Raw genomic sequence first — 14571 nt, forward strand, 5'->3', positions numbered from 1 at the left:
GGTTTTGCCCCGGCGTCGATTTCGTTTTGTCCTGTCGGTCGATCAGGCCTTCAGCATGCGCTCGACGATGTCGCGGACGTCGGTCGAAAGCTGCGGCGCGCGTTCGATTTCCATCAGTGCTGCGCGGGCATGATCGGCGCGAACCGATTCCAGCGAGCGCCAGGAACGCATCGAGGTGAGGATGCGGGCCGCCAGCTGCGGGTTCTTCGGATCGATCGCGAGGATCTGGGCGGCGAGGAAACGATAGCCTTCGCCATCGGCGCGGTTGAAGCCGGTGGCATTGGCAAAGGCAAACGCGCCGACCAGCGAGCGCACCCGGTTCGGGTTGCTGGCGTTGAACTTTTCGTCTTCCATCAGCGCCTTGACACGGGCCAGCGCATCCTCGCCGGGAATGGTCGCCTGGATCAGGAACCACTTGTCGATGACGAGAGGGTTGTCGGCAAAACGCTTGGCGAAGGTTTCGAGCGCATCCTTGGCTTCGGCCGATGCCGGAAAGCGGTGGGCGAGGAGCGTCAGCGCCTGGCTCAGGTCCGTCATGTTGTCGGCCTTGGCAAAAGCTTCGGCGCCGCGCGCGGGGGCGTTTTCGACAATCGCCAGATAACCGAGTGCGGCATTGCGCAATGAGCGCTTGCCGGCACTGGCCGCATCCGGCGTGAAGGTGCCTTCGACGCGCATCTCTTCCGCGAGCGAAAGGAACGTGTCGCGGCCGGCTTCGGCGATCAGCGCCAGCACGGCCTGACGACCGGCATGGATGGCGTCGGGATCGTTGTTGCCGCCGAGTTCGCGGGCAATATCGGCTTCGCTCGGCAATGCCAGTGCCTGCGCACGGAAAGCCGGTTCCAGCTTGGTGTCGGCAGCGGCTTCGAGAAGGGCTGCGACAAAAGCCTTGTCGGCGGTGACCGGCTTGCCTTCACGGGCATCGCGGGCGGCCTGGATGAGGTTCGGCACGGCCAGATCGGTCAGTGCCTGCCAGCGAGAGAACAGGTCGGTGTCGTGGCGGGCAATATGAACGAGGTCTTCGGTCGCCTGATCGAAGGACAGGTTGATCGGTGCCGAGAATGAGCGGTTGAGCGACAGCACCGGACGCGAGGAAATGCCGGAGAACACAAAGGTCTGGCTGCGTTCGGTGAGATGCAGAACGTCGCCCGTGACTTCGCCGCCGGAAACCGATGCCGGTTCGGCGATCGAACCATTGTCGAGGATCAGCGCAAACGAGAGCGGGATATGCATCGGCTCCTTGGTCGCCTGACCGGGTGTTGCCGGGATGGTCTGCTCGAGCGTCAGCGTGAAGGTGGCGGCAGCCGCGTCATAGGCGGTGGAAACGGTAACGAGCGGCGTGCCGGCCTGATGATACCAGCGCGAGAACTGCGAAAGATCGCGACCGCTTGAATCCTCGAAGCATTTGACAAAATCTTCGACCGTGGCGGCATCGCCGTCATGACGTTCGAAATAGAGATCCATGCCCTTCTTGAAGCCATCCTGACCGAGCAGGGTGGCGATCATGCGGGTGACTTCCGATCCCTTTTCATAGACGGTCGTCGTGTAGAAGTTGTTGATCTCGCGATAGATGGTCGGGCGCACCGGGTGAGCGAGGGGACCTGCATCTTCCGGGAACTGTTCCGACTTCAGGTGGCGCACTTCGGCAATGCGCTTGACCGGGCGCGAACGCTCGTCGGCGGAAAACTCGTGGTCGCGATAGACCGTGAGGCCTTCCTTCAGGCACAGCTGGAACCAGTCACGGCAGGTGATGCGGTTGCCGGTCCAGTTGTGAAAATATTCGTGGGCGATGATCGCCTCGATATTCGCGTAATCCTGATCGGTCGCTGTTTCCGGGTCGGCCAGAACATACTTGTCGTTGAAGACGTTGAGGCCTTTGTTCTCCATGGCGCCCATGTTGAAATCGGACACCGCGACGATCTGGAAAATGTTGAGATCGTATTCGCGGCCAAAGCGTTCCTCGTCCCACTTCATGGAACGCTTGAGCGCATCCATGGCGTAAGCGGCGCGGGCTTCCTTGCCGTGCTCGACATAGATCTTCAGCGCGACTTCGCGGCCGGACATAGTCTCGAACGTGTCTTCGATGAGGCCGAGATCACCGGCGACCAGCGCGAAGAGATAGCTCGGTTTCGGATGCGGATCGAACCATGCGGCAAAGGCACGGCCTTCGTCATACCCGGCGCCGCCGAGGAAGTTGCCGTTGGACAGCATGACCGGGTTGGCAGCCTTGTCACCGATGATGGTGATCGTATAGGGCGCCAGAACATCCGGACGGTCGGGGAAATAGGTGATGCGACGGAAACCTTCGGCCTCGCACTGCGTGCAATAGATGCCGTTGGTGCGGTAAAGGCCCATCAGCTGCGTATTGGCTTCCGGGTTTATGAAGGTGGTGACGGTGATCTCGAACGGCGCCTCGGCCGGCAGGTCACGGATCGTCAGCAGTTCCGGCGTGGCGTCATACTGGCTGGCCGGCACTTCGCGCTGGTCGAACAGCAGGCCGGAGAGCTTCAGTTCGTCACCATCAAGCACGAGCGGTGCCTTGAGATCGACGCCTTCACGGCGATGAAAGATCAGGCGGGCATCGACTTTTGTATTGGTCGGGTCGAGTTCAAATGTCAGGTCGACGCGTTCAAGAACAAAGTCAGTGGGGCGGTAATCTGCCAGATTGACGATCTGACCCGTATCTGTGCGCATGATCTTTCCTGGAAATAGCAAATAATAAAGGCGGGTTTCTTGATGTTAGCCAAGAGTTGCCGGGATAATGGCAGCCAAAGCTGAACGATTGCTAAAGTTCTGGAACACAGTGCCAAAATGTTGCAGCAGCGTGTGAAGAATACAACTTACTAATCAATGATGGTATTGATGGCAAACCACCTTTTTGGGTGGCTAGATGTTGGTGTTCTGCTTGCGTGGCGCCACCAACTGCGGTGTGCCGATTTGGCACGGCCGCTGGCGCAACACAGGGCAGGATCAGCCGGTTTCAAGTATCGGATACACTATCGGTGCAGGCATTTTGATTTTTATCATTAATACTTGGTTTGTCGCGTACCGCCTGCGGTGGGACGCATGGCCGCAGCCCGCATGTCAGGCATTTTTCATCGCGACGAGATAATCGGACAAATCACGTCTTCGTAAGAGGATGTGAACTCTTTTTGGCCACATTGATTGGCATACCAACTGATATATCAATTTCCTGCAGGTGGTTTCTCCCGCCTGCCTTCACAACGAGTCCGAAATGGCGCCCGAAGCGGTCAATCCCCTCAAGGGGATCGCGTTGAAACTCTTTTCCGTCGTCGCGTTTCTTGGCATGCAGACATGCATCAAGGCGGCCGGCCCCGAAGTCGAAGCAGGGCAGGTGACGTTTTTTCGCTCCGCTTTCGCGCTGGTGCCGATCATGGCCTATCTCGCCTTCCGTAGCGATCTGCGCGCCGCTTTCCACACCAACAACCTGTTCGGCCATTTCAAGCGCGGTTTCCTTGGTATCGCCTCGATGGGCTTTGGCTTTTACGGTCTGGTGCTGCTGCCGCTGCCGGACGCGATTGCCATCGGTTATGCTTCGCCGCTGATGGGGGTCATCTGCGCCGCCATCTTCCTCAAGGAGAAGGTGCGTATCTACCGTTGGTCGGCGGTGGCGATCGGCATTTTCGGGGTGATGATCATTTCATGGCCGAAGCTGACCATGTTCGACGATGGCAGTTTTGGCAACGCTCAGGCGATCGGCGCCGCATCAGTCCTGATGTCGTCTTTCCTGGCCGGTTTCGCGATGATCCAGACCCGGCAATTGGTCAGCACCGAAAAGACCTCGACGATCGTGCTGTATTTCTCGCTGTCTGGCGCGATCTTTGCGCTCGTCACCATCCCGTTCGGCTGGTCGCAGCTAAGCTTCTGGCAGGCATTTTTTCTGATCGCTTCGGGTTTCTGCGGTGGAATGGGGCAGTTGCTGCTGACAGAGGCCTATCGTAATGCAGACGTTTCGACGGTGGCGCCGTTCGACTACACGTCGATCCTGCTCGGCATTGCCATCGCCTTCATCCTGTTCGGCGATATCCCGACTGTGACGATGCTGATCGGCACGGCGATCACGGTGTCCGCCGGCATCTTCATCATCTACCGCGAACACCAGCTGGGGCTGGAGCGCAAGGCTGCCCGCAAGGCGACGCCGCCAGCGTGATCGGCAGGGTCATCGTTTAGAAATGGATGCCCGCGTCGGACTGCGGCGCTTTGTGGCTGCGGGTCGAGCGTGTGTACTGGCGCGACGCATTGATGGCCGTGCCGATGTCACGCAGGTTTTCGCGAAGGGCGCGCAGGGGATGGATGCTTATCTTCATTGTCGTCACTCCCTTGCAGCGCGTCGGCGTCCGAAGGGCGCAGGCTGAACGCGCTGATGCTTGATCGATACGCATCAAGCCGGGGAGGGGTTTAACCGCTCGCAGGGCGGATGCGGGTAAGGGTATGTGATCGGGACTATGCCGCGGTTTTGAAAACGCGACATGCGCCAGATCAAAATAATCTGACGCCGTGTTCTGCAGATCTCGATTGCTGGCGGTTTACAGCCGCCAGAAGATCAACGCTCGCGAAAATCTGCGAAAACGGCGGTCGGACGGGTCAGCATGCCACGGCGGGCGAAACCGGCTGCCGTCAGCTGTTCGTTCGTCGCAGAAGCGAAATGGTGATAGCCCTCGGTCGTGCGCGCGGACAGGCCGGCAAACTGGAGGCTTTCAAAACCCGAATGGATCGGGCGGGTGTTCGTGGTCATTGCCTTGGTTCCTTAAACCAGAATTCCTCCCAAGACATGATGTGACATATCGCAGTGCAGCGTGATTTTCGCAATGCACGCAAAAGCCGTGCAGCCATGCGGGTTCTGCATGGCTTTTGTCATATTTCCTTAATCGATTGTATTTTTGACTAGATGCTGGTCAGTCTTGCCTTGAAAACAAGCAGGTCCTGCCACGCAAGTGCCTTGTTTGCAGGCGCTGCCATGAGATCCTGCGGGTGCAGACTGGCAAGTGTCGGAACCGTCATGTTTCCGATCGTCACATCCCGCCACGCGCCGCGCATCGAGAAGATCGAGGCATCGCTGCCGATCAGGCATTTAGCGGTAAAGTTGCCGAGCAAAAGCATCAGCTTAGGTTCGACAAGCGCGATCTGGCGTTCGATGAACGGACGGCAGATTTCCATTTCGACGGGCGAAGGCGTGCGGTTGCCCGGCGGGCGCCATGGCACGGTATTGGCAAGCAGCACCGTTTCGCGCGACAGGCCGATGGCCGCGAGCATGCGATCGAGCATCTGGCCCTGACGGCCGGAAAACGGCATGCCGTCGCGGTCATCATCGGCATTGGGCATCGGGCCGATGACCATGATGCCAGAAGCGGGATTGCCGCTGGCAAATACAGTGGAGCGGGCGCCGTGCTTGAGATTGCAGCTGCCAAAAGCCTCCATTGCCGTCTTCAGCTCATCGAGCGAGCGGGCGCTGTCGGCGGCAAGGCGGGCGGCAGCGATCGCCTGATCGTCGGGAATGGCGACCGGCGTGCTGGAGGGGCGCGGCGGTGGCGATGCACGGCCGGGCAAGACCTTTCCCTGCGGGGAAGGGGCATCGCCTGTCTGTTGCTGGCGGTCCTGCTGAACGGGCGCCTGCTGACCAGGCGCCTGTTGCGGCGCCCGGTTTGCCCACGCTGCCTGCTGCTCGGCGAATTCGGCAATGCGATCCACCGGCGCGTCTTCCAGCATCCATTCGACGCCGGCATCCGCATAAAAATGCATAAGGGCGGCAAGTTCCGCTGGGTCGAGATGGCTGGCGCTGGGGTTCATGGGTTTACCCTATAGCACGATGGCTGCGGGTGGAAACCGCCTCGGCGCTGCCATGTGTGGAATGTGCGGCTTACGCCGCTGCAAGACGCTGCAGCAATCGTTGTTCTGCCTGCCACGTCCTCGCGCGACGGAGCGGGACAGCTTCCGTAAAAATATTGCGGGAGCGGAATTCGGCTGGCGAAGAGAACGTGAGGTAGCCACGCAAAGCCTCGTCGGCCTGCGTGAACCATGGTGAGTCGAGGCGACGATCCGGGCTGGATACCCAGGCCGGGATTGCGCTCAGTCGGTAGCGTTTCGACAGGTAGTCGGCAGCCGCGGCGTAAAAGGCGTTCAAATGTATGTCGGCAAGCATGGGCGGTGCGTCGCAGAGACAATCCAGCATCTGCCTCTGATCCGCGCGGTCGTAGAAATGATCGAGGAATTCGGAAAACTGTTTGACCGGATCGGCGCCGGCTGCAACGCGTTCAGAGACTTCGTGCAGGGTAGACGGGCGCATTGTCTTCCTCCCTGTCGAAGTGGAACATCGTCTTCAGCAGAAACCGTTTGTCATCGTGGCCGGCAGACATCGGAAAATATTTGACAAGAATATCCATGGCCGCATCAATATCTACCACATTGTTGACAGCCAAAAGGTTCTGAATGTCGTTCTTTTCCTGCTCGCCCTTCGATGGGTCGAGCACACGCATGGCTTTCAGCTTGAGGGCTAGCATGTATTCCGCGGTCGGCACGTAGACTCGCAATCCGGCCATCTCGCCTGCACGCGGAAACGTGCCGTATTCCCAATGATCGGCTTCCTTCGTGGCGAGCCGGCTGAGATGAAAGGCGACGGCATCGTTCAGCCAGTTTTCGCCTTCCCGAAACCCCAGTTCCACAGCGATCTTTGCAACCGCGCTGTCGAACCAGCTGGGCTTGTCCTCACCCAGAGGTGCGATGTCGACATCGCCGGTGGCAAAGCGGAAATTGCTTGCGAACATGAGCGCGGAGCCGCCATAGACGACGATATCGATCATCGTGCCATGTTGCGCCGCAGCCATGCCGAGACGGTCGAATGCCTCGAGAAGCATGCTGCGGTCTATGTCCTTATGCCCATCCATCAAAGCGCTCGCCGGGTTCATGGAGCGACATTAACATGGGCATTCGGAAATTGCAGGTGAAGGACGGCCTTTACGCCGCCCATTCCGCCACATCGCCGCTTTCGCCGATCAGTGCCAATCCGTGGGCGATCGACAGCAGTTCGCCGCCGGTCTCGATCTTGGAGACATCGAAGCGCTCGGTGAAAATCTTGCGCACGGCCGGCACAAACGAGGTGCCGCCGGTCAGAAACACCTTGTCGACCTGATCGGCAGACGTGTTGGTTTTGGTCAGCACGTCGTCGAGCGCACCTTCGATCTTGGCCAGATCACCGGCGATCCAGCTTTCGAAATCACTGCGCTTCACCGTCTTGCGGCCGGCCTTGCCGAGCGGCGAGAAGTGGAACTCGGCTTCTTCGGCGGCAGACAGCGCCATCTTGGTGGCCGAGATCGCCTGATAGAGCGGGTAACCCTCGTCGTGTTCGACCAGTTCGATGAACAGTTCCAGCTTGTCGGGATCGGTGGCTGAACGCACCAGCGATTTCAGGTCGGTGAATTCGCGGGTGGTCTTGAAGATCGACAACTGATTCCAGCGCGAGAAATTGGCGTAATAGCCGGCCGGCACGTCCAGAACCTTGTCGAAGCTTCTGAAATGCGTGCCCTTGCCGATTTCCGGCGCGACCAGATGATCGACCATCTTCGCGTCAAAATGATCGCCGGCGATGCCGACGCCGGAATGGCCGATCGGGGTGGCCTTCAGCTTGCCGGCGACGCGTTCGAAACGGATCAGCGAATAGTCGGTGGTGCCGCCGCCAAAATCGGCGACCAGAACATTGGCGTCGCTTTTGAGCGTCTGCGCAAAGTAATAGGCGGCCGCGACGGGCTCATAGACATAGTGGATTTCCGGGAAGCCGAGGCGGGTCAGCGCTTCATTGTACCGCTGCGTGGCCAGTGCCGGATCCGGGCTGGCGCCGGCAAAATGCACCGGGCGGCCGGCGACAAGGCGCGACACATCGGCCGGCCAGTGACCTTCCGCATAGGTCTTCAGGCGCTTCAGGAAAATTTCCATCAGGTCTTCAAACGTGTGGCGGCGGGCAAAAACCTGCGTGCCCTGGAAAAGCGGGCTTGCCGCAAAGGTCTTGATCGACTGCAGGAAACGCGCGTCACCCGGATTGTCGATGAACTGGCGGATGGCCGCCTGTCCGGCTTCCACCTTGAGCGCCTGCGCGCCAAGCTGCGCATCCTTCATGAAGGAGAGCGCCGTGCGCATGGAATCAGTCGTGCCGGCGCTGCTGGTGAACGACATGGAATTGGTGGTGCTGCCGTCCTGCGACAGCGCGAGAACAGTATTGGTCGTGCCGAAATCAAGCCCGAGCGCCCGTGACATGGTCGTGCTCCTTAAAACCGTCAGAAATGGTTGGGACGGGGATTTTCCCCGAACGAAAGGGGCATGCGAAAGCTGCCCGGAAATCGAGAGCGGGCCTGATGCCATAGGGGCGGGCGGATGGCAAGTCGCGGATGGAAGTTTGACGGTTGTCAGTTGGTCGCAGCAGCCTGTTCCAGCAGCCACCCGCGAAAAGCCTGCATGGCGGGGGTGACGCTGCGCGACTTCAACCGCGTCAGCCAATATTGTCCACGCGATACCGTGATGTCGAACGGCTGCTCGAGCGTGCCCGACGAGATCTGGCGGGAAAACATCAGGGGCGGTGCCAGCGCCACGCCAAAACCCTGCATGGCCGCTTCCACCATCAGCACCGAACTGTCGAAGACCGGGCCGCGGATCGGTGGTGCGGCAACGCCCGCCTGTTCGAACCAGCCCGGCCATTCATCCATGCGGTAGGAGCGCAGCAGGCGCTGGTGGATAATGTCTTCCGGGCTTTTCAGCTGCCTTGCGACCGATGGAATGCACAGCGCCGACAGCGGCGTTTCGAACAGCGGTTCTGCATCGATATCGTGCCAGGCGCCATTGCCGAACCGAACGCTGTAATCGAGGCCCTCGGCGGCGATATCGACCCGGTTGTTGTTGGTGGAAAGCCTGATGTCGATGAAGGGATGCCGCTCGGCAAAATCGTCGAGCCGGGGCAGGAGCCAGCCGATGGTGAACGTGCCGACGGCACCGACGGTCAGCACTTCGCGCAGATGGCCGCCCTCAAAACGATCCAGCACGCCGGCCATGCGATCAAAGGATTCCTGCAGGATCGGCAGCATCGCCAACCCTTCCTCGGTGATCATCAACCCGCGCGGCAGACGGCGGAACAGCGTGACGCCGATACGTTCCTCCAGCAGTTTCACCTGATGGCTGACGGCGGCCTGCGTCACATGCAGTTCGATCGCAGCGCGGGTAAAGCTGAGATGACGGGCGGCGGCCTCGAAGGCGCGCAGGGCATTGAGCGGCAGATGCGGGCGAACCATGGTGAAGGCCTAGTTTAATTTATGGCTCGCCGCAGATATCATCGTTTGATTGGGGCTGGCAACGGATCGTACAAAGCCTGAAAACAACCCGGAGCGTGTTTTTCATGACCTTCAAACGATCCTGTCTCGCAGCTTTGTCCCTGGGCATTGCGACTGTTCTAACTACTGTTTCCAATGCATCTGCGGCCGAAAAAGTGGAATGCACAGTCATCATCGACGCCAAGAGCGGCGAGACGATTTTTCGAAAAGGCACCTGCGATCAGGGCTTTTATCCGCAATCGACCTTCAAACTGCCTTTGGCCATGATGGGTTATGATGCGGGTATTCTGACCGATGCGCAAAACCCGCGCTGGCCCTATCAGCAAAAATTCAATCGCTCCAAGCGTGAGCAGAAGGACACCGACCCGACCATCTGGGAAGGCGATTCCATCGTCTGGTATTCGCAGGAGATTACCCGCAAGCTCGGAAAGAAGGCGTTTGGCGATTACGTGCGCGGTTTCGGTTATGGCAATCGCGATGTGACCGGTGGACCGGGCGGCACGGATGGCCTGACCGAATCCTGGCTGATGTCGTCCTTAAAAATTTCGCCGGACGAGCAGGTGGCGTTTCTGAAACGTTTCCTCGATGGCAAGCTGCCGATCTCGGCGGAAGCGGTGGAGAAGACGAAACAGATCGTGCCGGCCTTCAAGGGCATTGCCGATTGGCATATTCAGGGCAAGACCGGGTCCGGCAGCATGCGCAACAAAGCCGGCAAGGCGGATGCCAGCCGGCCGATCGGCTGGTTCGTTGGCTGGGCCCGGCGTGAAGGCCGCGAGGTGATCTTCGCGCGGCTGCTGGTCGATACCAGGCGCCATACCGACACGCCGATCAGCTACACGGTGCGTGACAGCCTGATTGCGGATCTGCCAAAGATTGTCGGCACGCGCTAAGCACAGTTCAGGTTCTGTTGGCGAGATCGCGGTCAATTTCGGCCGCGATTTCCGCGTTTCGGTCTCGTGTCATTTTTGGAATGAGAAACAGGTCGACGAGCACCCAGAGTGTGATGACCCACCAGGTCAGGGTTACGCTGTAAATGCCGACCATTGGCAGGAAGATCGCCCCGAGCGTCAGCGCCAGCATCATCAGGGCCGAACGCTTGTAGCCGAGATAGAAACGATGCAGGCCGAGGCAGCCGGCACCACCAAGCAGTGCCAGCACGTAAGCGATCAGCATCGATTTGCTGGCATGGCGGTAAATCAGTCCGCGCGGCATTTGCTGCGGACCGTCGGGTCCCGTGCCTCGATCCATGTTCTCGTCGCGCATGATTTTCTCGTGATGTTTTCCCGGCGAAAAAATATCGCCGCAGTCCCGATTTCAAGCGGCTGTGCCGAAAGTTTGTCTGTCAGCGCAGGAAACGCCGCGCCGCCCACACAAGTGCCACTCCGATGATGGTGACGATCGTGCCGCGCAAGATCCACGGCGTCTGGTTGATCATGAAACTGGAGGCCGGGTAGGGGAACATGCCCGTTCCCTGACCGATCCAGACGAGGCCGATCAGCGCCGCCGCCAAACCGATGATCGTCAGCATTATTCTGGCAAGGCGCATGGCTTTCTCCAAACGGGAACAGGGCCGCATCCTATCGTGCGGCCCTGTTCCCGTCATGCTGAAAGGGGCGTTATCAGCCAGCCTCGGCATAATATTTGTTGATCAGCGAAACCTCGCCCGACTGGGCATTGTCATCGTCGAGAATCGCAAGGCGCGCATCCGAGGTCGACAGGTCGCCGAGCAGGCTTGTGAGGACGCGGTTTTGCGCCAGTTCCATCGCTCGCGTGCGTGCCTGTTCATTTTGATCTACAGGTGCTTCCGACAGCAGCTTTTCATAGCTGGCGACGAGGTCGGTAATGCGCGTCACCGGATCGCTCTTCGTTGCGGATGCTGCAGGCAGGGTCGCGACGTCGTCCACGACCTCATCCGGCTGTGTTGTGCCGGCGGAGGGAGCGGGCTGCGAAGGTGTTGTCGCCACAGGTGGCTGTGTCGCGGGCGCCTCGCTTTCGTTTTCCTCGTCTGCGTCACCGTTTTCCGAAGGATCGGCGGCGACGGGCGCAGGGGCAACGGTTTCGCTATCCTCGTCCGATGCGACCGGTTCGGAAGCAACGGGGTCCGCTGTCGGTTCTTGCGGCTCGACCTCTTCCGGGCCGCTGTCGCCCGCTACCGGTGCCGGAGAATAGGTGCCGTCATCATGATCGACCGGCATGTCGTCTTCCGCCGTATCGTCTTCGACAGGTTCGTTCGTGCCGGTTGTTGGCTGGGACGCGGCAGGCGAAGACGGCGAGGTCGTCGGTTGGGTATTGTTATTGTTGGAAGGAGGGGAGGAATGTCCCCCTCCTAAGATTTCTTCGAGCATAAAGGTCTCCGATCGAATAATCGGAAAGCCATTAGATTATGCGCATTTAGCTATCATCAATTGACGAAGTGCAATTAAAGTAAAACTTGAGAAGTTTTTTGGCGTTGCAGCGTCGCGAACGCATTTTCGCCGCGACGCTGCAGGGTTTGGAAGTCTATCGGGATTTTATTCCGACAGATATTCAGCTTTTAGGTCAGACTGACTTCGCAGCGCCGCCATCCACCCGCAGCATCGAGCCGGTGATGTAGCTGGCCTGTTCAGAGCACAGGAAGGCGCCGGCGGCGGCAAATTCCTCGACCTTGCCAAGGCGGCCGGCCGGGATGGTTTTCAGCGATGCGGCGCGGATTTCCTCCACCGACTTGTCCTGACGCTTGGCATTGGCGCCGTCCAGTTCATCGATGCGATCGGTGTGAATGCGGCCCGGCAGAAGCATGTTGACGGTGACGCCGGCATTGGCGACTTCGGTGGCGAGCGTCTTGTTCCAGCCGACCAGCGCGGCGCGCAGGGTGTTGGACAAGGCGAGGTTGGGGATCGGCTCGAGCACGCCGGAGGAACCGACGGTGAGGATGCGGCCCCAGCCCTGTTCCTTCATCTGCGGCAGAAGCGCATTTGTGAGCGCAATCACCTTCAGAACCATGGTCTCGAAGAAGGTGGAAAGCTTTTCGATACTCATGTCGGTGGTGGCGCCCGGCGTTGGGCCACCGGTATTGTTGACGAGGATATCGATGCCGCCGAGCTTTTCCTTGACGGCGGCCTGCATGGCTTCCACGAAATTTTCGTCGGAAAGATCGCCCCAGACCCAGTCGGCCTTGCCTTTTCCTTCGGCATTGATGGCCTTGCAGTTCTCCGCCAGCTTGTCGCCCGAGCGACCGACGAGAAGCACATTTGCGCCTTCGCGTGCCAGAGCCGTTGCGAGGCCGAGGCCGAGGCCGCGCGAGGAGGCGAGCACGAGCGCGCGCTTGCCGGAAATTCCGAGATCCATTTCGCTGTTCCTTTCATTGCGCCTTTGAAAAGCGTGAAGCACTTATAGGCAGGCAATCAAATCAGGCAAAGGGAACTTGGCGGCAGTGTCTTGAGTTTTGTATTACGTGAACGTAAACGTAAGGCGGTGTGATGCCGCATGCCGGAAAACGCATGGCCGAAGTCGCTTTCCTGAGTCGACAAGCCGTGCCGCTTTTGTCAAAGAAAACGATCACATAAGGTGGGCAGTGTGCAGCAAGGGAGCGCAACTATGACCGAAGCGATGGAGCTTCCCGAGCGGGAATCGATGGAATTCGACGTGGTAATCGTCGGCGCCGGTCCTGCCGGTTTGTCCGCTGCGATCCGGCTGAAACAGATCAACCCGGACCTTTCGGTCGTCGTTTTGGAAAAGGGCGCGGAAGTCGGTGCGCATATCCTGTCCGGCGCGGTTGTCGATCCTGTCGGCATCGATGCGCTTTTGCCCGGCTGGCGGGAAGAGGAGGGGCATCCCTTCAAGACCGAAGTCACCGCCGACCATTTCATGCTGCTCGGTCCTGCCGGCTCCGTGCGCCTGCCCAACATCCTGATGCCGCCGCTGATGAACAATCACGGCAACTACATCGTCTCGCTCGGAAACGTCTGTCGCTGGCTCGGCGAAAAGGCGGAAGCCCTTGGCGTCGAGATCTATCCCGGCTTTGCCGGCTCGGAAGTGCTCTACGATGAAAACGGCGCGGTGCGCGGTGTCGCCACCGGCGATATGGGCATCGAGAAGAACGGCGAACCCGGCCCCGCCTTTACCCGCGGCATGGAGCTGCTGGGCAAATACACGCTGATCGGCGAGGGCGTGCGCGGGTCGCTGGCCAAGCAGCTGATCGCCAAATTCGAGCTGTCGAAGGATCGCGACGTCCAGAAGTTCGGCATCGGCATCAAGGAACTCTGGCAGGTCAAGCCGGAGAACCACAAACTCGGCCTCGTGCAGCACTCGTTCGGCTGGCCACTCGACATGAAGACCGGCGGCGGTTCCTTCCTCTACCATCTGGAAGACAACCAGGTGGCGGTCGGTTTCGTCGTGCATCTCAATTACAAAAACCCGTACCTCTACCCGTTCGAGGAATTCCAGCGTTTCAAGACGCATCCGGCCATTGCGCCAACCTTCGAAGGCGGCAAACGGCTTTCCTACGGTGCCCGCGCCATCACCGAGGGCGGCTACCAGTCGGTGCCGAAACTGACATTTCCGGGCGGCGCGCTGATTGGCTGTTCCGCCGGTCTCGTCAACGTGCCGCGCATCAAGGGCAGCCATAACGCCGTTCTCTCCGGCATGCTGGCGGCCGACAAGCTGGCGGAAGCGATCGCGGCCGGTCGTGCCAATGACGAGGTCGTCGAGATCGAAAACGAATGGCGCGACACCGCCATCGGCAAGGACCTGAAGCGGGTGCGCAACGTCAAGCCGCTGTGGTCGAAGCTCGGCACCGTACTCGGCGTGTCGCTCGGCGGTCTCGACATGTGGACCAACCAGCTGTTTGGCTTCTCTTTCTTCGGCACGCTCAAACACGGCAAGACGGATGCGCAGTCGCTTGAGCCGGCAAAGCTGCACAAGAAGATCGATTACCCGAAGCCGGATGGCGTGCTGACCTTTGACCGTCTGTCATCGGTGTTCCTGTCCAACACCAACCACGAGGAAGACCAGCCGGTCCACCTTCAGGTGAAGGATATGGAGCTTCAGAAGCGCTCCGAGCATGACGTCTATGCCGGCCCTTCGACGCGTTACTGTCCGGCCGGGGTGTATGAATGGGTGGAGAAGGACGGCGAGGAGGTTTACGTGATCAACGCGCAGAACTGCGTCCACTGCAAGACCTGCGACATCAAGGACCCCAACCAGAACATCAACTGGGTACCGCCGCAGGGGGCAGAGGGCCCGGTTTACCAGAATATGTAAGACG

General features: G+C 59.7%; 15 protein-coding genes. 3 read left to right on the forward strand and 12 right to left on the reverse strand.

Annotated features, from left to right (window positions below; genetic code table 11):
* Window positions 1–42: 42 nt before the first annotated feature.
* Window positions 43–2691 carry an aminopeptidase N gene (pepN, locus tag EDF70_RS08730; RefSeq protein WP_132272961.1) on the reverse strand — a complete coding sequence of 883 codons (2649 nt, stop codon included), beginning with the start codon at window positions 2689–2691 and terminating at the stop codon, window positions 43–45.
* A 541-nt stretch (window positions 2692–3232) separates the two neighbouring features.
* Here pepN and EDF70_RS08735 point away from each other — a divergent pair.
* Entirely contained in the window at window positions 3233–4168 is a 936-nt protein-coding gene (locus EDF70_RS08735) for a DMT family transporter (protein WP_132272962.1), read from the forward strand.
* A 16-nt stretch (window positions 4169–4184) separates the two neighbouring features.
* On the opposite strand, the gene EDF70_RS29945 is transcribed toward EDF70_RS08735, so the two are convergent.
* The 7 genes from EDF70_RS29945 to EDF70_RS08765 form a co-directional block, all read right to left on the reverse strand.
* On the reverse strand, window positions 4185–4325 hold the full coding sequence (locus EDF70_RS29945; protein ID WP_165931970.1) for a hypothetical protein: 141 nt from the start codon (window positions 4323–4325) through the stop codon (window positions 4185–4187).
* Between the two features lie 236 nt (window positions 4326–4561).
* The gene (locus EDF70_RS08740; protein ID WP_132272963.1) at window positions 4562–4753 is read right to left on the reverse strand and encodes a hypothetical protein; all 192 of its coding nucleotides are present in this window, start codon (window positions 4751–4753) and stop codon (window positions 4562–4564) included.
* A 149-nt stretch (window positions 4754–4902) separates the two neighbouring features.
* Window positions 4903–5805 (reverse strand): uracil-DNA glycosylase, encoded by a 903-nt coding sequence (locus tag EDF70_RS08745; RefSeq protein ID WP_132272964.1) that lies wholly within the window; start codon window positions 5803–5805, stop codon window positions 4903–4905.
* A gap of 70 nt (window positions 5806–5875) precedes the next feature.
* On the reverse strand, window positions 5876–6301 hold the full coding sequence (locus tag EDF70_RS08750; RefSeq protein WP_132272965.1) for a hypothetical protein: 426 nt from the start codon (window positions 6299–6301) through the stop codon (window positions 5876–5878).
* Complete coding sequence (locus EDF70_RS08755) at window positions 6270–6899, reverse strand: hypothetical protein (RefSeq protein ID WP_132272966.1); 630 nt, start codon at window positions 6897–6899, stop codon at window positions 6270–6272. The genes EDF70_RS08750 and EDF70_RS08755 overlap by 32 nt, the downstream gene beginning before the upstream one ends.
* A 70-nt stretch (window positions 6900–6969) precedes the next feature.
* Complete coding sequence (locus EDF70_RS08760) at window positions 6970–8262, reverse strand: Hsp70 family protein (RefSeq protein ID WP_132272967.1); 1293 nt, start codon at window positions 8260–8262, stop codon at window positions 6970–6972.
* A 149-nt stretch (window positions 8263–8411) separates the two neighbouring features.
* Window positions 8412–9287: a LysR family transcriptional regulator gene (locus EDF70_RS08765; RefSeq protein WP_132272968.1), complete on the reverse strand. Its 876-nt coding sequence runs from the start codon at window positions 9285–9287 to the stop codon at window positions 8412–8414.
* 104 nt (window positions 9288–9391) lie between these two features.
* On the opposite strand from EDF70_RS08765, the gene blaOXA reads away from it, so the two are divergent.
* Entirely contained in the window at window positions 9392–10216 is an 825-nt protein-coding gene (blaOXA, locus tag EDF70_RS08770) for a class D beta-lactamase (RefSeq protein WP_132272969.1), read from the forward strand.
* 7 nt (window positions 10217–10223) lie between these two features.
* Here the strand turns inward: blaOXA and EDF70_RS08775 are convergent, their stop codons facing one another.
* From EDF70_RS08775 to EDF70_RS08790, 4 genes are all read right to left on the reverse strand, one after another.
* Window positions 10224–10589, reverse strand: coding sequence for an NINE protein (locus EDF70_RS08775; protein WP_132272970.1), 366 nt, complete (start codon window positions 10587–10589; stop codon window positions 10224–10226).
* A gap of 79 nt (window positions 10590–10668) precedes the next feature.
* On the reverse strand, window positions 10669–10872 hold the full coding sequence (locus tag EDF70_RS08780) for a hypothetical protein (RefSeq protein ID WP_132272971.1): 204 nt from the start codon (window positions 10870–10872) through the stop codon (window positions 10669–10671).
* A gap of 73 nt (window positions 10873–10945) precedes the next feature.
* On the reverse strand, window positions 10946–11671 hold the full coding sequence (locus tag EDF70_RS08785) for a hypothetical protein (RefSeq protein WP_132272972.1): 726 nt from the start codon (window positions 11669–11671) through the stop codon (window positions 10946–10948).
* A gap of 193 nt (window positions 11672–11864) precedes the next feature.
* Window positions 11865–12653, reverse strand: a complete 789-nt coding sequence (locus tag EDF70_RS08790; protein WP_132272973.1) for an SDR family oxidoreductase — start codon at window positions 12651–12653, stop codon at window positions 11865–11867.
* A 249-nt stretch (window positions 12654–12902) separates the two neighbouring features.
* Here EDF70_RS08790 and EDF70_RS08795 point away from each other — a divergent pair, with 249 nt between their 5' ends.
* Complete coding sequence (locus tag EDF70_RS08795; protein WP_132272974.1) at window positions 12903–14567, forward strand: electron transfer flavoprotein-ubiquinone oxidoreductase; 1665 nt, start codon at window positions 12903–12905, stop codon at window positions 14565–14567.
* Window positions 14568–14571: the final 4 nt, after the last annotated feature.

This window comes from Neorhizobium sp. JUb45 (assembly GCF_004343585.1).
Classification (GTDB): Bacteria; Pseudomonadota; Alphaproteobacteria; order Rhizobiales; family Rhizobiaceae; genus Neorhizobium.